Source organism: Burkholderia sp. Bp8994 (assembly GCF_003853805.1).
Classification (GTDB): domain Bacteria; phylum Pseudomonadota; class Gammaproteobacteria; order Burkholderiales; family Burkholderiaceae; genus Burkholderia.
Window position 1 is genome coordinate 121664 of the sequence record NZ_QTQH01000002.1, and the last position, 17442, is coordinate 139105.

Annotated in this window: 18 protein-coding genes and 1 pseudogene; 11 read left to right on the forward strand and 8 right to left on the reverse strand. The window is 68.0% G+C overall.

Translation table 11 applies throughout. The features are described from left to right. From DIE04_RS02410 to DIE04_RS02425, 4 genes are all read right to left on the reverse strand, one after another. On the reverse strand, positions 1–945 hold the full coding sequence (locus tag DIE04_RS02410; RefSeq protein ID WP_124488184.1) for an IclR family transcriptional regulator: 945 nt from the start codon (positions 943–945) through the stop codon (positions 1–3). Between the two features lie 379 nt (positions 946–1324). Next, positions 1325–1531 carry a hypothetical protein gene (locus DIE04_RS02415; RefSeq protein WP_044843168.1) on the reverse strand — a complete coding sequence of 69 codons (207 nt, stop codon included), beginning with the start codon at positions 1529–1531 and terminating at the stop codon, positions 1325–1327. Positions 1532–1887: 356 nt separating this feature from the next. Beyond that, on the reverse strand, positions 1888–2493 hold the full coding sequence (locus tag DIE04_RS02420) for an alpha-ketoglutarate-dependent dioxygenase AlkB (RefSeq protein ID WP_044843167.1): 606 nt from the start codon (positions 2491–2493) through the stop codon (positions 1888–1890). 95 nt (positions 2494–2588) lie between these two features. Then, positions 2589–3737 carry a metallophosphoesterase gene (locus DIE04_RS02425; RefSeq protein WP_124520795.1) on the reverse strand — a complete coding sequence of 383 codons (1149 nt, stop codon included), beginning with the start codon at positions 3735–3737 and terminating at the stop codon, positions 2589–2591. A 493-nt stretch (positions 3738–4230) separates the two neighbouring features. On the opposite strand from DIE04_RS02425, the gene DIE04_RS02430 reads away from it, so the two are divergent. From DIE04_RS02430 to DIE04_RS02455, 5 genes are all read left to right on the forward strand, one after another. After that, positions 4231–4524, forward strand: a complete 294-nt coding sequence (locus DIE04_RS02430) for a hypothetical protein (RefSeq protein ID WP_124488186.1) — start codon at positions 4231–4233, stop codon at positions 4522–4524. After that, entirely contained in the window at positions 4521–5570 is a 1050-nt protein-coding gene (gene mdtN / locus DIE04_RS02435) for a multidrug transporter subunit MdtN (protein WP_124488187.1), read from the forward strand. Before DIE04_RS02430 ends, mdtN begins: the two co-directional genes overlap by 4 nt. Continuing rightward, positions 5551–7665, forward strand: a complete 2115-nt coding sequence (locus DIE04_RS02440) for an FUSC family protein (protein ID WP_124520797.1) — start codon at positions 5551–5553, stop codon at positions 7663–7665. The genes mdtN and DIE04_RS02440 overlap by 20 nt, the downstream gene beginning before the upstream one ends. Next, positions 7652–9211, forward strand: coding sequence for a TolC family protein (locus tag DIE04_RS02445; protein ID WP_124520799.1), 1560 nt, complete (start codon positions 7652–7654; stop codon positions 9209–9211). Before DIE04_RS02440 ends, DIE04_RS02445 begins: the two co-directional genes overlap by 14 nt. A gap of 328 nt (positions 9212–9539) precedes the next feature. Next, complete coding sequence (locus tag DIE04_RS02455; protein ID WP_044843160.1) at positions 9540–10247, forward strand: MgtC/SapB family protein; 708 nt, start codon at positions 9540–9542, stop codon at positions 10245–10247. Between the two features lie 48 nt (positions 10248–10295). Here DIE04_RS02455 and DIE04_RS02460 read toward each other — a convergent pair whose 3' ends face one another. Continuing rightward, the gene (locus tag DIE04_RS02460; protein WP_124488191.1) at positions 10296–11015 is read right to left on the reverse strand and encodes an autoinducer binding domain-containing protein; all 720 of its coding nucleotides are present in this window, start codon (positions 11013–11015) and stop codon (positions 10296–10298) included. 73 nt (positions 11016–11088) lie between these two features. Between DIE04_RS02460 and DIE04_RS02465 the strand changes: the two genes are divergently transcribed. The 4 genes and pseudogenes from DIE04_RS02465 (at position 11089) to DIE04_RS30280 (ending at position 13895) form a co-directional block, all read left to right on the forward strand. Continuing rightward, positions 11089–11532, forward strand: a complete 444-nt coding sequence (locus DIE04_RS02465) for a DUF4902 domain-containing protein (protein WP_044843158.1) — start codon at positions 11089–11091, stop codon at positions 11530–11532. A 209-nt stretch (positions 11533–11741) separates the two neighbouring features. Continuing rightward, on the forward strand, positions 11742–12353 hold the full coding sequence (locus DIE04_RS02470; protein ID WP_124488193.1) for an acyl-homoserine-lactone synthase: 612 nt from the start codon (positions 11742–11744) through the stop codon (positions 12351–12353). A gap of 52 nt (positions 12354–12405) precedes the next feature. Then, positions 12406–13167 carry a hypothetical protein gene (locus DIE04_RS02475; RefSeq protein WP_185500294.1) on the forward strand — a complete coding sequence of 254 codons (762 nt, stop codon included), beginning with the start codon at positions 12406–12408 and terminating at the stop codon, positions 13165–13167. 343 nt (positions 13168–13510) lie between these two features. Then, a pseudogene (locus DIE04_RS30280) lies at positions 13511–13895 on the forward strand (VOC family protein). A 21-nt stretch (positions 13896–13916) separates the two neighbouring features. Here the strand turns inward: DIE04_RS30280 and DIE04_RS02485 are convergent. Both DIE04_RS02485 and ribA read right to left on the reverse strand, forming a co-directional pair. Beyond that, positions 13917–14486, reverse strand: a complete 570-nt coding sequence (locus tag DIE04_RS02485; protein ID WP_124488194.1) for a GNAT family N-acetyltransferase — start codon at positions 14484–14486, stop codon at positions 13917–13919. A gap of 256 nt (positions 14487–14742) precedes the next feature. Next, complete coding sequence (ribA, locus tag DIE04_RS02490) at positions 14743–15393, reverse strand: GTP cyclohydrolase II (RefSeq protein ID WP_044846712.1); 651 nt, start codon at positions 15391–15393, stop codon at positions 14743–14745. A 177-nt stretch (positions 15394–15570) separates the two neighbouring features. Between ribA and DIE04_RS02495 the strand changes: the two genes are divergently transcribed. After that, on the forward strand, positions 15571–16032 hold the full coding sequence (locus DIE04_RS02495) for a CBS domain-containing protein (protein WP_044846711.1): 462 nt from the start codon (positions 15571–15573) through the stop codon (positions 16030–16032). Between the two features lie 153 nt (positions 16033–16185). Here the strand turns inward: DIE04_RS02495 and DIE04_RS02500 are convergent, their stop codons facing one another. Continuing rightward, entirely contained in the window at positions 16186–16515 is a 330-nt protein-coding gene (locus DIE04_RS02500) for a DUF4148 domain-containing protein (RefSeq protein ID WP_124521840.1), read from the reverse strand. A gap of 514 nt (positions 16516–17029) precedes the next feature. Here DIE04_RS02500 and DIE04_RS02505 point away from each other — a divergent pair. Next, the gene (locus tag DIE04_RS02505) at positions 17030–17428 is read left to right on the forward strand and encodes a GreA/GreB family elongation factor (protein WP_044846709.1); all 399 of its coding nucleotides are present in this window, start codon (positions 17030–17032) and stop codon (positions 17426–17428) included. The last annotated feature ends 14 nt before the right edge of the window (positions 17429–17442 follow it).

The following is a 17442-nucleotide window of genomic DNA, read 5'->3' on the forward strand; positions in this document are numbered from 1 at the left end:
TCAGAACATCGCGACGCGATGGCGCGCGTGCGCGAACGTCGGGTCGCTTTCGAGCGGCCGGTAGTTCAGCCGCTGCGACAGGTCGACCGCCGCGCCGCATACCGCTTCGACGAGCCGCTCCTTCTCGCCGGCCTCGCCGATTTCCGAGCGCGGCACCGTCGCGGTGATCGCCGCGACGATTGCGCCCGAATGATCGCGCACGGGTGCCGTCACGGCCGAGATGCCGCTCTCGAACGCGGCTTCGCTGACCGCGTAGCCGAGCCGCGCGTAATGACGCACACGCTCGTACAACTCGTCCACCGTGCCCGGCGTGCGCTCGGTGAACTGTTCGAGCCGCTTCTCCGGATACAGCTGGCGCAGCGCGTCGCGCGTGAGGTCGCCCATCAGCACATGGCCGTGCACGGTCGCGTGCGCGGGCAGCCGCGTGCCGACGTGCACCTTCACCGAACCGAACATCGACGTGTTGCTCTGCGCCTTCGCGACGAACACGACATCGCGCTGGTCGCGGATCAGCAGGTGCGTCGACAGGCCGGTCGCATCGCGCAATCGTTCGAGCACGGGCGTGCCGAGATCGGTCAGTTCCAGCGAATTCAGGTATTCGAAGCCGAGCCGCAGCACGCCGACGCCGAGCCGGAAATAGCGGTCGCCGTTCACGCGCTCGAGAAAGCCGAGCGCTTCGAGCGTCTGCAGCAGGCGGAAGGTGGTCGTGCGCGGAATGCCGATGCGCTTTGACAGCTCGGGCGCGCCGAGCACCGGCTCGCGCGCGGAGAATTCGGCGAGGATCCGCAGCCCGCGCTCGAGGCCCGGCACCAGATACGACGACGCGCCGCCCGACGGTTCGTCGTCGCCCGCGCCCTGCTTCGACGCATCGTGGTCGACGTCGTCGCCGGCTGTCGCGCGCGGCGCACTTGCCGGCTTCGCCGGCGGTTTCGATGCGCCGCTCATCGTTGGATTGATCCTGTGCACATGGACGGAATGGAAGCGTTCACGAATGACCCGCAATGCTTGATTATGGAATTTCGACCGGACCGGATCAACACGATCCGGCGCAGGCGGCCGATGGCCCGGCGCGCCCGATCGCGTAGCCGGACTCATATAGCCTGATGCGATCGAAAGGATAACAGCGATAGACAGGACTGCCCATCGGAACGTCGCCTTAGGCAAGGCGGGCCGCCGGCCCTGCTCATCCGCGATCGGGATGCCTCACGTGCGGTACCGGCCGGCACGATCACGGCCGATGTGCGACTAGAAAACGAAAGGGGGAAGAAACGCGAGGAAACAAACGACCGCACCGATCCGCGAGCGGGATCGGCGCGACGCGACGTCAGGCCGTCACGGCAGCGTCGTACTCGGCACGGGCGAGCTGGCCAGCGGCGTATGCGTCGGCTTCACCGCGAAAGCCGTCCGTGCTGAATGCGACGACTTTCACACCGACACCCGACGCCCGCTTCACCGTCAGCGCCCATTGCCATCCGCCGTCTTGTTCGAAGACGTGCAGCGAGGGTTCGAGGGATGAGTCCAGTACGGTCACGGGTTTTATGCTCCTGCACTGCGCATCACGTCGGCGACGCGTCAGGCATGTCGAAAAAATGCGCCGGCGTCCGGCGCGTTTCAGCCATTCGACAGTCTAGTCAATAAATGTTGCGACGCACCATCAGGGCTTACACCTGCCTATCAGAACCGGGCGGTCAATCAAAACCACCTGAAACCCTTATGGGACGGGCCTCGCAGGCCGGTTCAAGCCGCCCCGGACACCTGAGTGCGGCAACGTGCCGCATCGACGGCGGCTAGCTTCGCCCGGATGAAAAACGGGGTGCGACCGGCACGCGTGCGCCGGACCATCACCTACGTCGGCCCGTGGCGTCCGCCGGTCGGCATCTCCGGCCGCTACCGGCCGCTTCCCGCCGACACCACCCGCCGGAACGTCAGGTTGACGCGCTCACCCTGCACGGCCGGCGCCTTCGGCACGCGGTGCTGCCATTCGGCCTGCGTGCGGCCGCGCATCACGAGCAGGCTGCCGTGTGTCAGCCGGTACGCGTGCACGACGCCGGTCGCACGATGACGCAGGTCGAACACGCGCATCGCGCCGAGGCTCACCGACGCGATCACCGGCGCGTCGCCGAGCTCCGGCTCGTTGTCGGCATGCCAGCCGAGACTGTCCTGCCCGTTGCGATAGCGATTGAGCAGCACACTGTTGAATCGCGCGCCGCAGGTCGCCTCGACCGCGCGCTTCAGGTCGAGCACGGCCGGCGTCCACGGCGCGGGCACGTTGCGGATCCCCGAATACACGTAGACGGCGTCGGGCTCGCCCTGCCACGCGGTGAGCCGCGGCAGCGGAATGCGACCGCGCGGCGTGCGGATCGTGTCCTGCCGCCACGCGACCTCGTCGATCAGCGCGGCCAGCACGCGATCGGCGTCGGCCGGCGCGAGCCAGTCCGGGTACCAGTCCACGTCGGGCACGGGCGAATCGGCGAAAAGATCGGGCGTCGACATGTCGCGATCAGGCAGCAAATGAACGGTGCGGGGAAACCACGTCTGCATGGTAGCCAACGGCGACGCGCGACGCCATGCGCTGTCATTCCGGCGCGCTAGCGGCCGCGGGTCAACCGGATCAGCGTGATCTCGGACGGCACGCCGAAGCGGTTCGGCGGCCCCCAGTAGCCGGTGCCGCGGCTGGTATAGAGCCACATCGTGCCGAACCGGTTCAGCCCGCCGATCACGGGCTGCTGCAGGCGCACGAACGGCGGCCACGGCAGGAACTGCCCGCCGTGCGTATGGCCGGACAGCTGCACGGTGAAACCGGCGCGGCTCGCCGCTTCCGCGCTGCGCGGCTGGTGCGCGAGCAGGATCTTCGTGGCGACGTCGTGCGGCGCGCCCGCCAGCGCCTGCTCGGGATCGCTGCGATGCGCGGGATCGAACCCGCCCGCCGTGAAATCGGTGACGCCGGCGAGCACCGCGCGCGCGCCGTCGTGTTCGATCAGCACGTGTTCGTTGAGCAGCACCGTCAACCCGATCCGCCTGAACTCGTCGATCCATGCGTGCGCGCCGGCGTAGTACTCGTGGTTGCCCGTCACGAGGAAGCTGCCGTGCCGCGACTGCATGCGGCCGAGCGGCGCCGTGTGCTCGCGCAGCCGCTTGACCGAGCCGTCGACCACGTCGCCCGTCACGACGACGAGATCGGCCTCGAGCGCATTGACCGCGCGCACGATCCGCTCGATATACGGGCGCTTGATCGTCGGCCCGACGTGAATGTCCGAAAGTTGCACGATCGTCAGCCCGTCGAGCGCGGCCGGCAGCCCGTCGACCGGAATCGACACGCGCTTGACCGCCGCCGTGCGGCGCGCGCCGACGAATCCGAGCGCGCTGACCAGCACCGCGCCCGCCAGCACGCCGAGCGCCGTGTCGGATGCCGCGCCGCTCCAGGCGCCGTCATGCCCCAGATGCCGCCATGCGACGACGCCGAGCAGCACCGGCTCGCGCAGGAACGTCAGCACCAGCAGCGACGAAAAGAAGCCCATCGCGATCGAACCGGCCCAGCCGGCCAGCGTCGCGGCCCAGCCTTCGTCGAAGCGGCGCGAGAACATGCCGACCGGAATCAGCACGACGAAGCTCGCCAGCATCAGCGCCGCGATCGTGCGCGCGAGCGGCGACGCGAAGGCGTCGGGAATGATCCGCAGCCCGACATACAAATGGAACACCACGCCGATCGCAATGAACCGGACAAAGAAACTTCGCATGGAACACTCTTCCTCGTTGCGGTACCGCTTCCGCGCCGCGCATCGGACTGGACCGTGCCGTCAAGCCTCTTCACGCGTCGCGCTCTTCGCACGATGGTACACAGATACCGGCCGGCACGACCGGTCACGGCCACGGCGGACGCACCGCGCGGCCCGAACGCGGATTCATCCGCGACTGCGCGTCAATTCCGCATTCGGCTCGCCGATTCCCGCTTCATCGGCAGACAAACGGCATCGGCCCGGTTTCGTCTGACGATCCTTTACAGTCCGTCAGCAACCCTGCCAGTGCATGCGCTGGCAGAATCGCGAACCGCCATCGATCGCACCGAAGCGCCCACCGGGCAGCCCCGTGCGTGCGGCAGGCACGCCGGGCATCGCTGGCGGTCCGCATCGCGCTGATTTATGATCGGCTCCGTATCGCGGAATCGTCGTCGCGGCGACGAACCGCCTTGCGCCGCGCCCGGCTCCCCCCCAACGTCGAGCTCGTCACACCATGAGAAAAACAACGCCGCGCGCCCCCCTGCGCGTCGCCGCCGTCCTCGCGCCCGCCCTGCCGCTCGCGGGCTGCACGTCGCGCGGCGCACCGTCGTACGTCCTGTTCGGCGCGTATTTCCCGCTCTGGCTCGTCAGCGCGATCGTCGGCATCGTCGGCGCGATCGTCGCGCACCGCGTGTTCGTCGCGACCGGCTGGGCCGCCACGGTGCCCTACCAGCTCGCCGTCTGCACCGCGATCGGGCTCGTGGTCGCCGTGATCGTGTGGCTCACCGGCACGGGGCCGTTCGCATGAAGGCCGCCGGCACCGCCCGCCCGTCCACGAAAGGCCGCGTGATCGCGCTGGCGATCGTCGCGCTCGGCATCGCCGCGCTCGCATACGCGTACCACCGCACGACGGCCTACCCGTCCACCGACGACGCGTCGATCGACGCGGACGTCGTGCACGTCGCATCGCCCGTCGGCGGCCGCATCGTGCAGCTTGCCGTGCACGAGAACCAGCGCGTTGCAAAAGGCGACCTGCTGTATCAGATCGATCCGGTGCCGTACCGGCTGACGGTCGCGCAGGCGCAGGCCGACCTCGAACTCGCGCGCGCGTCGCTCGACACGCGCCGCCGGTCGCTGATCGGCGAGCGCTCGAACGCAGCCGTCGCCGCCGAGCAGGTCAAGCGCGCGTCGCAGAATCACGATCTCGCGACGCGCGACGTGAACCGGCTCGCGCCGCTCGCGGCGCAGGGCTACGTCAGCGCACAGCAGTTCGACCAGGCGAAGGTCCGGCAGCGCGACGCGGCCGTGTCGCTCGCGCAGGCGCAGGAACAACAGCGAGCGTCCGCGCAGACGATCGGCGACGACGCCGATGCGATCGCCACGCTCCATGCACGCGAAGCCGCACTCGCCCGCGCGCAGCACGCGCTCGACGACACGGTGGTGCGCGCGCCGCACGACGGGCTCGTGACGGGCCTGACCGTGCTTGCCGGCGAAACCCTCGCGCCGAACCAGTCGATCTTCACGCTGATCGATGCGAGCGAATGGTTCGCCGTCGGCAATTTCCGCGAAACGTCGTTGAACCGCATCACGGTCGGCGACTGCGCGACCGTCTATTCGATGATCGACCGCAGCCGGCCGCTGACGGGCAAGGTCGTCGGCATCGGCGCAGGCATCGCGGACAGCGACCGCATCAACCTGCCGCGCGCACTGCCGATCGTGCAGCGCTCGGTGAACTGGGTACATGTCGCGCAGCGCTTCCCGGTGCGTGTGAAGCTCGACGAACCCGACGGCAAGCTCGTGCGCGTCGGCGCGAGCGCGATCGTCGAGGTCCGGCATGGCTCAGCCTGCCGCTGAGGTCCGCGCCCCCGGCCCGCGCGAAGTCCTGCGACTGCTCGCGCCGTTTCCGGGGCGCGCCGCGATGGCCGCGCGGGTCGCACTGATCTGCGCGCTCGTCGTGCTCGTGACGAGCGGCTACGGCACGCCGGAAGCCGCGATCTCCGCGTACGTCGTGTTCTTCCTGAACCGCGCCGACCGCGTGACGAGCGTCGTGCTCGCGGTCGCGATGCTGCTGCTCATCACGCTCGTGATCGCGCTCGTGATCGGCGTCGCGATCTTCAGCATCGACTATTCGGTGCTGCGCGTCGCGTGCATGGCCGTGCTGTCGGCCGGGTTGCTGTACCTCACGTCGGCGAGCAAGCTGCGCCCGGTCGGCGCGATCCTCGCGATGATCGTCGGCTTCGGGCTCGACCAGCTCGGCCTCGCGCCGGTCGGCGAAGCCGCGACGCGTGCGCTGCTCTACGCATGGCTGATGGTCGCGATTCCGGTCGGCGTCGCGATCGTCGTCAACCTGCTGATCGCGCCTTCGCCGCGCAAGCTCGCGCTCGCGCAGCTCGCGAAACGGCTGCGGCTCGCCGCGCAGCGGCTGCGCGGCGACGAGGATGCGCGCACGGCCTTCGACGCGAGCCTGCGCGAAGGCGACAAGCAGCTCCTCACGTGGCTCAAGCTGTCGACGCTCGAAGGGTCGACGCCCGCCGCCGACGCACCCGCGATACGGCAAGCCATCGCGTCGAGCACCGCGCTGCTCGTCGCGGTCGCGCTCGCCGACCGCGAACCGGACGCGCGGCTGCCCGCCGCGTTCGCGCAACCGGCTGCGGCGACACTCGACGAGATGGCCGGCATCCTCGAGCAAGGCGGTTATCCGGTCGACGTGACGCTGGGGCTGCCGCCGGCCGATACGCTGCCGCCGCTCGCGCGCGTCGTCGCAACCGATCTGCACACGGCCATCACGCAGTTCGCCGAGCCGGCCACACCTGCTGAATCGACTGCAGCGACTGCACCGGCCGCATCGGCCGCATCTGCCGCACCGACGGAGGCTCCGCCCGACGCATCGGCTGCAACCGCCAACGCCAACGCACCCGCCGCGCCGCGCGGCGGCTTCTTCCTGCCGGACGCCCGCACCAACCCCGACCACATCCGCTACGCGCTGAAGACGACCGTCGCGGCGATGTTCTGCTACCTGCTGTACTCGCAGCTCGACTGGTCGGGCATCCATACCTGCTTCATCACCTGCTACATGGTGTCGCTCGGCTCGACGGCCGAAACGGTCGAGAAGCTCACGCTGCGGATCGCCGGCTGCATCGTCGGCGCGCTGATCGGCACCGCGGCGCTCGTGTTCGTCGTGCCGGCGCTGTCGTCGATCGGCGAGCTGATGGCGCTCGTGTTCGTCGGCGCGTGGCTGTCCGCGTGGGTCGCGTTCGGTTCGCCGCGCATTGCGTACGCTGGCTTCCAGGTCGCGTTCGCGTTCTTCCTGTGCGTGATCCAGGGCGCGGGCCCCGGCTTCGACCTGACGCTCGCGCGCGATCGCACGATCGGCATCCTGCTCGGCAACGTCGTCGTGTATCTCGTGTTCACGCGCATCTGGCCCGTCAGCATCGGCAAGCAGATCGACGTCGCGTTCGCGGCGCTGCTCGATCAATGGCGCCGTATCGCGCAGGTCGTGCAGCCGGCCGAACGCCGCACGCTCGCCGCCGAAGCGTTCGCGCGCCACGGCGCGATCGCGCAGGAGCTCGGCCTGATCCACTACGAACCGTCGTGGGTGCGGCCGGCCGCCACGTGGCTCGCCACCCGGCGACGCGCGCTCGCGGAACTCGGCGCGCTCGAAGGCCCGCTGTTCCTGCTCGCCGACCGCACGCCGGGCGATGCGGCGATCGGCGCGCACCTCGCGCGCGTGGTCGAACTGCGCGACGACGCCCCGACCGCCGACGCCGCTTCGGCGCCGCCGTCGTCGACGGCAGGCGCGGCAGCCGAGCCGGCCCCGCCGCCGGCCGCCACCTCCACCGACCCTGCACGCGACGCGCTGCTGAACCTGATCGACACGCGGCTCGCGCACATCGCCGACGCCGCGCGCCCAGACACCCCGAAGGAGCCTGCCCCTCATGCGCGTCCCTGAACCGCCGGCCGCATCGATCGCCGCCGCCGCGCTCGCGACCGCCATCGCGCTGACCGGTTGCGCCACGTCGTCGGTCGATCTCGCGCCGCAGGCCCCCGACCGCCCGTGGCAGCCGCAAACGTCGGCCGCCGGCGACATCGTGCCGGCGCCACCGCTTGCATCCGCGCAGCGTGCGCCGCACGACTACACGCTGCCGGCCTCGCCCGCGCTCGCATCGGTGTCGCCGCCGGCCGCGCTCGATGCCGCGCATCCGTACACGCTGCCCGAGCTGATCGATCTCGCCGAATCGACGAACCCGCTGACCCGCATCGCGTGGAACGACGCGCGCAACGCGGCGCTCGCGGTCGGCATCGCGAAGGCCGCATACCTGCCGAACCTGTCCGCGACCGCGATGGGCGCGTACCAGGCGAGTCACGGCTCGACGTCGACGATCCTCGGCGACTCGTCGAGCAATACGACCGTGCACGGCACGATCTCGGCGCTGTCGCTGCAATGGCTGCTGTTCGATTTCGGCGGCCGCGCGGCGCGCGTCGAGGCGGCCGAACAGGCGTCGGTCGCGTCGAACGTCGCGTTCACGGCCGTGCATCAGCAGGTGATCCACGACGTGACCGTCGCGTATTACCGTTACGAAGCCGCCCGCTCGCGCGCGGTCAGCGCGCAGCAGGGCCTGGCGAACGCGGACGCGATTCTCGCGGCGTCGCGCGCACGGCTCAGGCAAGGCGTCGGCACCGTCGTCGAACTCGCGCAGGCGACGCAGAATCGCGCACAGGCGAACCTCGCGCTGGTCCAGGCGAACGGCACGGAAAGCGACGGCTACCTCGCGCTGGTTTCCGCGCTCGGCATCTCGCCGCTGTCGAAACCGTCGATCGCCGCGCTGCCCAGGCGAGCGCTGCCGCCTGCGCTCGCGTCGTCGGTCGACGCGATCGTGTCGGACGCGATCGCGCGCCGCCCCGACCTGCAGGGCGCCTATGCGCTCGAGCAGGCCAACCGCGCGAAGATCAAGGCCGCTCAAGCCGCTTTCATGCCGAAGATCTTCCTGTCAGCGTCGACGTCCTACGCCAGCGGCGGCACGGCGATCACCGCGCTGCCCGCGATCGGCGACCAGGCCCCGACCGTGAACCTGAACGGCAGCCACTACGGCGGCGGCGTGTTCCTCGGGGTGACGATTCCGCTGTACGACGGCGGCCTGCGCTCGGCGGTGCTGATGCAGGCGCGCAACGATGCGCAGAGCGCATCCGCGCGCCTCACGCGGACCAAGGAGGAAGCCGTCCGCCAGGTCGTCGCCGCGCAGAACGCGGTGCAGACGAGCCTCGCGTCGCACGACGCGGCGAAGGCGCTCGTCGATGCCGCGCAGACGAGCTACGACGCGGCGCTGACCGCGTACCGCAACGGCGTCGGCTCGGTCACCGATGCGACGATCGCGCAAAGCCAGCTGCTCGCGGCCCGCAACGCGGAGGTCGACAGCTACGCCGGCGCGCTGTCGGCCGCCGCCGCGCTCGCGCTCGCGACGGGGACGATCGGCGCGTGGCAGTCACCGTCGCAGTGACCACCGGCCGTTCGCGGCCGTTCGCGGCCGGCCGCCAGACGGGTTGACGCCTGCGCGCGCGGCCCACTAGAATGCCGCCCATTCTTCCTTCAGGAACCATCGTGGACAGTTGCAGCACTCCGTTGCGTGCGCCGCTTGCCGCCTGAACGCCTGTCCGACGCAGTTCTCCTGCCGCGGCTCGCGTTCCGCGAGCCCGCACGCCATCCGTTTCACATTGAATGACGCATCCGCGCGGTACAGTACCGCGCGATGACGGCCATCGTGCCGCGTTCGGCTTCGCGCCGCCGCGCCGCGGGCCGGCATGCGCACTTGGCACGGCAGGACCATCATGACTCTCGATTTCGCACTCCGTCTTTTCACTGCGTTCGCCTGCGGCGTCGCGATCGGCCTCGAACGCCAGATGCGGCAACGCACGGCGGGGCTGCGCACGATCACGCTCGTCGCGAGCGGCGCCTGCCTGTTCGTCACGCTCGGCGTGCTGACCGGCAACGGCGTGGCCGGCGTCACGCAGATCGCCGCTTACGTCGTGTCGGGCGTCGGCTTTCTCGGCGGCGGCGTGATCATGCGCGACAAGGGTTCGATCCAGGGCATCAACACGGCCGCGACGCTGTGGTGCTCGGCCGCCGTCGGCGTGCTGGCCGGGTCCGGCCACTACGTGCCGGCCCTGGCCGGCACGGGCGTCGTGCTGCTCACCAACACGGTGCTGCGCGGCGTCAGCCAGGCGATCAACGCGACACCCGTGTCGAATGCCGACCTCGTTCGCGAATACCAGATCACCGTGATCTGCCTCGCCGCCGACGAAGTGCACATCCGCACGCTGCTGTCGAATGCGATGTATGCGAAACCGCTGTCGTTCCAGAGCCTGACGAGCGAGGACGTGCCCGAGCAGCCGGACCGGCTGAAGGTGACCGCGACGCTGAAGCTGCATCCGAAGGATCAGCAGAAGCTCGAGCAGATCGCGAGCCGGATGAGCATGGAGAAGAGCATTTCCAGCGTGAGCTGGACCGCGAAGGAAGCGGAGCCGATGATGGAGTGAGCGCAAAGGCGGCCGGCTCGGCACGACCGCCCCGCCGCCAGTTTTGCGTCAGGGCGTATCGATGAGCCCGGCCGAGATCGCCTTGACCACCGCCTGGACCTTGTTGGTCGCGGCGAGCTTCTCGAGGATGTTGTTCACGTGGAAGTTGACCGTGCGCTCCGAGATGCTGAGGATCTGGCCGATCTCGCACGCGGTCTTCCCTTCGGCCGTCCAGCACAGCACCTCGCGCTCGCGCGCGGTCAGCGTGACGCTCGCCTCGGGCGACAGCTTCGGCACCATGAAGCGGCTCATCAGCGAATGCGACAGGTTCGCGAGCCAGTTGGTCTGCAGCGTCAGCATGTTGATCTCGGCCGGCGTGAGCCGGTCCGCATGACGCGCGATGCTCAGCAGCCCGAACGCGCCGCGCGCCGCCCAGCTCGACTGCGCGACGCCCACCGACAGCCCGTGGTCGCGCGCGTCCCGCCAAAGCGGACACGGATCGATCCGGTCGACGTCCGGCCAGACGATCATGTTGGTGCTGAGCGCGCCGTCACGCACCGTCGAGTCGATCTCGATGTAGTTCTGCGCCTGGTAGTGGGCCATCCAGCCGTCCGGATAGGTATCGAAGATCGCGACGGCCGGCTTCGACACGGGCAACGGCACGCGAATGCCGTAACAGCAATATTCGAAGCCGAGGCGTTTAGAATAAGCGGCGATCCGCTGGAAGAGCTGCTGCTCGTCTTCCGCGGCGCTGAATTGTTGGTAGGCATCCTGCCAGCGCAGTTCCATTCATTCTCCGACAACGTTACGCTGTCATACCTGTCAGGTGCCAGCGCCGGTTCGGGGCTGATACATTCCGCGCATGACTTCACCTTTGTTGCACCCGGTCCGCGGCCCGTCTCCGGACGGCTACGTGCGCCTGTCCGAAAGCGCGCTGGCCGCGCTCGCGCTCGACCATGTCGCGAGCGGCCTCGATGCATCGCTGCTCGCGGAGCTGCGCGACAGCGCCGTCGACGCGCGTCTGGCCGGCTACACCGAATGGCACCGCCCGGCCAGTGCCGGCCTCGCGTACCTGACGGTCGGCTGGGACTGGTATCTCGAGCGCGCGACGGGCACGTTCGCGATCGCGGGCGGCGACGTCCGCAGCAACATCATGGCCGTCGACGCCACCGGCGCCGACCTCGGCATGTTCCGCACCGCCGCCGTGCTGGCCGCGCGGCTCGCACACATCGATTGGCCGGCCGCGGTTGCGTCGGCATTGCTCGGTCGCAACGACGTCTATCATGCCGGTCCCGTGCTCCAGTGACAACCGGCCGCACTTTCGTCTGACATTTCCGCAAGACTGGCGCTCTTTATAAGCAAAAGCCGCCGGTATTTCAATCCCGCCGATCAAGAAACCGTTACCACCGGTCGAATGGTGTCGGCGCGGCCTCACCCTGTAAGAGTTACCAGTTACCGCCTCCTCGGGACGCGCGATGTAATGCGGGCATACCAAAGTACCGATCCGAGGACACCATGCGGACCTTCGTTCACGATGAAGGGCGGTTACCACACGAACTTGCAGCGGATCTCGGGCGCTATCGGCGCCATGTGTTCGTCGAACAGCTCGGTTGGGCGCTCCCGTCGGCGAACGAATGTTTCGAGCGCGACCAGTTCGATCGCGACGATACCGTCTACGTGTTCGCGAGAAACGCCGGCGGCGAAGTGTGCGGATGTGCGCGCCTGTTGCCGACCACCCGCCCGTATCTGCTGAAGTCGTTGTTCGCCGACCTGATCGCCGCGGACGTCGCACTGCCGCAATCGGCTGCCGTCTGGGAGCTGTCGCGGTTCGCGGCGACCGGCGACGACGAAGGCGGTCCCGGCAATGCCGAGTGGGCCGTCCGCCCGATGCTCGCCGCGGTCGTCGAATGCGCGGCGCAACGGGGCGCGCGGCAGCTGATCGGCGTGACGTTCGCGAGCATGGAGCGGCTGTTCCGCCGGATCGGCGTGCACGCGCACCGGGCAGGTCCCCCGAAACAGGTGGACGGTCGTCTGGTTGTCGCGTGCTGGATCGACATCGATCCGCAAACGTTTGCCGCACTAGGAATCGAGCCGGGACGGGCTGCCCGGCAAGCCATCGCCGCCTGAGCCGGAACGCGCGTAGTCCGGCCGGGCGGCATCGTAACGAAGGAGAACCACCGTGGACCAGTCTCAGGTCTTTCGCGCGATGATGCCCGGGTTGACGGGCGCCGGCGGCGCCCGCGTCGCAGTCGCCTACCCGACGTTTGCGCGGCCGCTGCCGCTCGTGCGGCTCGATCGCCGCGGGCTCGTGTTCCGGGCCGCCGGCGCCGCGCCGCTCGTGTGCGGGCTCCCGCGCACGGCGACGCTGCTGGTAGCGGACGAGCCGCTCTGCTCGCTGCGCCTCGTGATCCGCGACGTCGCCGCTGTCGGCGAGGGCCGGCGCGACCTGACGATGCAGCCGTCCGGTGCCGCCGGCGACGAACTGCTGTGGCACGCACTGCGCGACCGCAAACCGTACCGGCAGACCGGGCAGCCGCTTGCGCCCGTCGATGCGACCATCGCGCCGAACGGCGAGCCGCAGGCCGCCGGCGGCGGCGCGCAGCGTCCGTCGCGTAGTGCGGCGTTCCGTCTGCGCTGCCATAGCGACGCGCTATTCTTTGCCGACTGGCTCGAATATCACTTCGACGAGCTGCGCGCGCTGTCGCAGCGTCACGGGCCGCAACTGCAGCTCAATCAGCTGCAACGGCAAGTCGCCGACGACGAGGTGGGCGTGCGCTTCGTCTACGACATCGACGGACACGCGACGCGGCATGCGCTGACCGACTGCGCGCGCGAGGCCTGCGCGTGGATCGAGACGGAAATGCGCAACAAGTACGCGGTGCCGGTTGCGCAGGAGCGGTTCGGCGCGTTTGCCGCGCACGCGCGGGCAGGCTCAATGTAGGACCGGCGGCGACTCCGCGGATACGCGACGGTGCGGCGGCTGTTCGGCACGACACGGTGGAACGCCCGCGACAGCTGGATGGCGTGCAGCACCAGCCTGGTCAGAAAAGCCGGCGGCGCTGCGTTGCACAATTGCAACTAGGGCTTGCCATCCCTCGGGTTTTCCCTTAAAGTTACATCCGTCTCCTCCATGTCTCCAAACATGGATTCAGCCCGCTCCAGTAGCGGGCTTTTTCTTGTCTGCGATAATTTATCAGGGACACATCAAAGCCCCCCCCCTGCCAGCAGCGCGCCCGCGCCTGCCCGGCGGCATCGACAAATCGCCCCCCCTAGCCGACATCGTCATGCACGCCCACCTGCGCATCGCGCGCCCCGTCGCCGACCTCGCCAGAACCGAGCACATGTACCGCGACGCATTCGAGCCAGCAGTGCTCGCGCGCTTCGACGATCACGACGGTTTCTCCGGCGTGATACTGGGACGCGAAGGACTCGATTACCACTTTGAATTCACGCACTGTCCGGCGCATCCGGTCGCCCCGTCGCCGCCCCGAAGACCTGATCGTCTTCTATCTTCCCGACCGCCCGGCATGGGAAGCCGCGTACGCACGCGCAGTCGCGCACGGCTTCATGCGGGCGACATCGTTCAATCCATATTGGAATGCGTCAGGACAGACGTTCGAGGACGCCGACGGCTACCGCATCGTGCTGCAGAACGCGAGGCGGCATTAACGGCCGCGTGCCCGGGGCGCGTTACGCGCCGACGTAGTCATCCGGACGAACGGGAGTTGCGTGCGCGACAAACACCACATGCGGTCGCAGCGCATGCCCCGGCGGCAACGCAGGATGCTCGAAATCGCGCATCGGTTGCCGCGCCATCCCGAGTTGCTGCGCAACACGCTGCGATCGCTGGTTGGCAGCAGCCGTCCATGCAAAGATCTCGCCGAGCCCCACGCGGCCGAACCCGTCGACCAATACCGCAGCGGCCGCTTCCGCGACATGGCCATGCCCCCACGATGTGCGGGCCTGGCGCCACATGATCTCGACGCACGGCGCCATCGGATGCTCGTCACGAACTTCACGCGACAACCCGCAGAGCCCGATCAGCGCGCCATCCGCACGGCGCTCGATCGCCCACACACCGAAACCGTGCGCGTCGAAATGCGCTTCGAAGCGTGCGATGACGGCCTCCGCCTCATCGAAGGACATCGGGCCACGCGCCAGCCACGCGGTCACATCGGGATCCGCGTGCATCGCAACCAGCGCACCGGCATCGCCCGGCCGCCAGCGACGCAACGTCAAACGTTCGGTTTCTATCTTCAATGGCGGATCAACCGTGATCGGGAGGTGCAGAAGGCATGGGGTGCGTCGGGCCGCGTACACCGTTCTCGTAACGCAGGAGCGAGCTCGAAGGCGAAGCGGAGGGACGAAGCAATCGCGCTCGTCAGCTGCGCCGGCAACCAGCGGCGACAGTCGCGAGAACCGGCGACGGGAATCGAATGCAGCGGGACGCATCGTCCCGTCCGGCGTTCACGGAATGAGCGCGACGCCCGATCGGGCGCCCACGCGTCGAACGCGATTACTCGTTCTCTTCGAAGTAATGCCCGAACTTGACCTGCTTGGTCCGGATGTAACGCTCGTTTTCCTCGCGCACGGGCACTGCGAGCGCCACGCGTTCACACACGGGAATGCCGTGCTTCACGAGCGTGTCGAACTTCTTCGGGTTATTGCTCATCAGCCGCACCGACGTCACGCCGAGGATCCGCAGGATCGCGGCGGCCGAATCGTATTCGCGAGCGTCGTCGGGCAGGCCGAGGTCGAGATTCGCCTCGACGGTGTCGCGCCCCTGCTCCTGCAGCGCATATGCGCGAATCTTGTTGCTCAGGCCGATGCCGCGCCCCTCGTGGCCGCGCAGATACAGCAGCACACCGCGATCTTCCGCCGCGATGTAGCGCAGCGCGAGATCGAGCTGCTCGCCGCAATCGCAGCGGAAGGAGCCGAACACGTCGCCGGTCAGGCATTCGGAATGCAGCCGCGTGAGCACGGACTGCTCGCCGGTGACGTCGCCCATCACGAGCGCAAGATGTTCGGCATCGCTGCCCGATACGCGGAAAGCGTACGACGTGAACGTACCGTAGCGCGTGGGCAGCGACGCGGTGGCGACGAGCGTCACGCACTCGTCTGCCTGGCCATTGCCCTGCGTGGGCGATTGGGGACGCGAAGACATCATGAATTCAATCGAAACGATCTGGAATGTAGGAGTTGTGTGGATAGTGCGTGACCGGAGTTTACCGCTAATCTGGAAACGTCACGCGACTGCCGCAGCAGGCCCGGCTATACTGGGCCCGTCGGGTGCCGCGCATCACGCCCTGCCTTCCCTGCATCGTCCCGCACACGGAGAAAGCAAATGAGCACGACTGTCGCGCAAATTCTCAAAGCCAAGCCGGATTCCGGCCGCACGATCTACACCGTCAAGAAAGCCGATTTCGTCTATGACGCCATCAAGCTGATGGCGGAAAAGGGAATCGGCGCATTGCTGGTCATGGACGGCGACGACATCGCGGGCATCGTCACCGAGCGCGACTACGCGCGCAAGGTCGTGCTGCAGGACCGTTCGTCGAAAGCCACCCGCGTCGAGGAAATCATGACGGCCAAGGTGCGCTACGTCGAACCGTCGCAATCCACCGACGAGTGCATGGCACTGATGACCGAGCACCGGATGCGCCACCTGCCCGTCATCCAGGACGGCAAGCTGATCGGCCTGATCTCGATCGGCGACCTCGTGAAGAGCGTGATTGCCGACCAGCAATTCACGATCAGCCAACTGGAACACTATATCCACGGCACCCCGACGGTCACGTCCGCCTGATCCGTCCCAGCGAAAAAGGCCCAAACGCGCGAGCGTCTGGGCGGAAAAGCCGCCGGAATGCGGCGACGGAGGTTCTGCTCTGCTGACGCAGACGCGCGCAAGCGGCGCGCGTCCCGTCGGTCACATGCTGTGCTCGGGCAGACCCGGGAATGTTCAGTTGCCGAAGTAGACGGAGTTCACGGGATTCGCGGCTTCATGCGTCATGCGGCGGCCCGACTGGCCTGCGCCCGTCGCCACCGCACCATAACCGCTCGTATCGGCTTGGGCGAGCATCGGCTGGTTCGGCTGGATCCGTTGTTCCGCGGCCTGGACGTTGTCCGGATATTGCGAATCGCTCGCGAGCGGCTTGTAGCCGTTCTGTTCGAGTTGCACGAGCTCGGCCCGAACCTGGTCGCGAGTCAAGCCCTGCTCGGACTGTGCGAACGATGCGATCGGGGCGGCAAGAACGGATGCAGCGATCGCTGCGTAGATGATCGACTTCATGGTGGACCTCCGAAATGTGTTCTCTTTTGACGTCGCTCCCGGCGGGACTGTCTGAAGCGATGGATCAAGTGTAGTGCTGGCGATACCAAGGGGAAACCCTTGGTTTGAACATACAGCGTTGCATTTTCGGAAAAAATCGACCGCTGTCACCGTGCGCGATCGCTATTACTTAAATCATTTTCACAACAATGCCTGACGAAAGGCCGACAGCCGAAGCACCGATCCGGAAGGTTGTGTTGTAGAATCGTAAGGTTTTATTCACCTTCCGATACCCCATTCACCATGCACGCGCCCATGCTCGTTCCGGTTTCGCCGCCTGGCCTGGTCGGCGTGCGCGTGCGCGCCGGCCAGCCGGCGCACCCCCTCGCTCGACGCACGGCCCAGGCGCCGCTCGCGCCTGCCCGGCGCCTGATCTGACGGCTCGGTCTCCTTCCCGGAGCCAGGTCAGACAGGCTCCGGGCGATCCCCATAGGCACGCCCCGCCTGCCCCATGCCGATCATTTGGAGAACTGCCATGAAACAACGCCTTTACCAGTTGACCGAACTCGACGTTGCTCGCCTCGAGAAGCACGCCGAACACAACCCGCGCTTCCAGACGATGCTCGACACGCTGCTCGAGCGCGCAGACATCGTGCAACCGGACGCCATCAAGGCAAACGTCGTCACGATGAACTCGCAGATCACACTGCTCGACGAAGCGACCCAGGAACAGGCCACCTGGACGATTGTTTATCCGGACGCCGCCAATCTCGAGCTCGGCCGCCTGAACGTGTTCTCGCCGGTCGGCATGGCGCTGCTCGGCACGCAACGCGGTCAGCTGGTGAAAGTGCTGCAGCCGAGCGGCGCCGAAAGGCTGATGAAGGTCGCCGCGATCGTGTTCCAGCCGGAAGCCAACGGCGAATACACGCGCTGATGCTGCCGGCCGGC

Coding starts and splice junctions, on each gene's coding strand:
- DIE04_RS02410 (WP_124488184.1), bottom strand. CDS start 945: ATGAGCGGCGCATCGAAACCGCCGGCGAAGCCGGCAAGTGCGCCGCGC.
- DIE04_RS02420 (WP_044843167.1), bottom strand. CDS start 2,493: ATGTCGACGCCCGATCTTTTCGCCGATTCGCCCGTGCCCGACGTGGAC.
- DIE04_RS02425 (WP_124520795.1), bottom strand. CDS start 3,737: ATGCGAAGTTTCTTTGTCCGGTTCATTGCGATCGGCGTGGTGTTCCAT.
- DIE04_RS02430 (WP_124488186.1), top strand. CDS start 4,231: ATGAGAAAAACAACGCCGCGCGCCCCCCTGCGCGTCGCCGCCGTCCTC.
- mdtN (WP_124488187.1), top strand. CDS start 4,521: ATGAAGGCCGCCGGCACCGCCCGCCCGTCCACGAAAGGCCGCGTGATC.
- DIE04_RS02440 (WP_124520797.1), top strand. CDS start 5,551: ATGGCTCAGCCTGCCGCTGAGGTCCGCGCCCCCGGCCCGCGCGAAGTC.
- DIE04_RS02445 (WP_124520799.1), top strand. CDS start 7,652: ATGCGCGTCCCTGAACCGCCGGCCGCATCGATCGCCGCCGCCGCGCTC.
- DIE04_RS02455 (WP_044843160.1), top strand. CDS start 9,540: ATGACTCTCGATTTCGCACTCCGTCTTTTCACTGCGTTCGCCTGCGGC.
- DIE04_RS02460 (WP_124488191.1), bottom strand. CDS start 11,015: ATGGAACTGCGCTGGCAGGATGCCTACCAACAATTCAGCGCCGCGGAA.
- DIE04_RS02465 (WP_044843158.1), top strand. CDS start 11,089: ATGACTTCACCTTTGTTGCACCCGGTCCGCGGCCCGTCTCCGGACGGC.
- DIE04_RS02470 (WP_124488193.1), top strand. CDS start 11,742: ATGCGGACCTTCGTTCACGATGAAGGGCGGTTACCACACGAACTTGCA.
- ribA (WP_044846712.1), bottom strand. CDS start 15,393: ATGATGTCTTCGCGTCCCCAATCGCCCACGCAGGGCAATGGCCAGGCA.
- DIE04_RS02495 (WP_044846711.1), top strand. CDS start 15,571: ATGAGCACGACTGTCGCGCAAATTCTCAAAGCCAAGCCGGATTCCGGC.
- DIE04_RS02500 (WP_124521840.1), bottom strand. CDS start 16,515: ATGAAGTCGATCATCTACGCAGCGATCGCTGCATCCGTTCTTGCCGCC.
- DIE04_RS02505 (WP_044846709.1), top strand. CDS start 17,030: ATGAAACAACGCCTTTACCAGTTGACCGAACTCGACGTTGCTCGCCTC.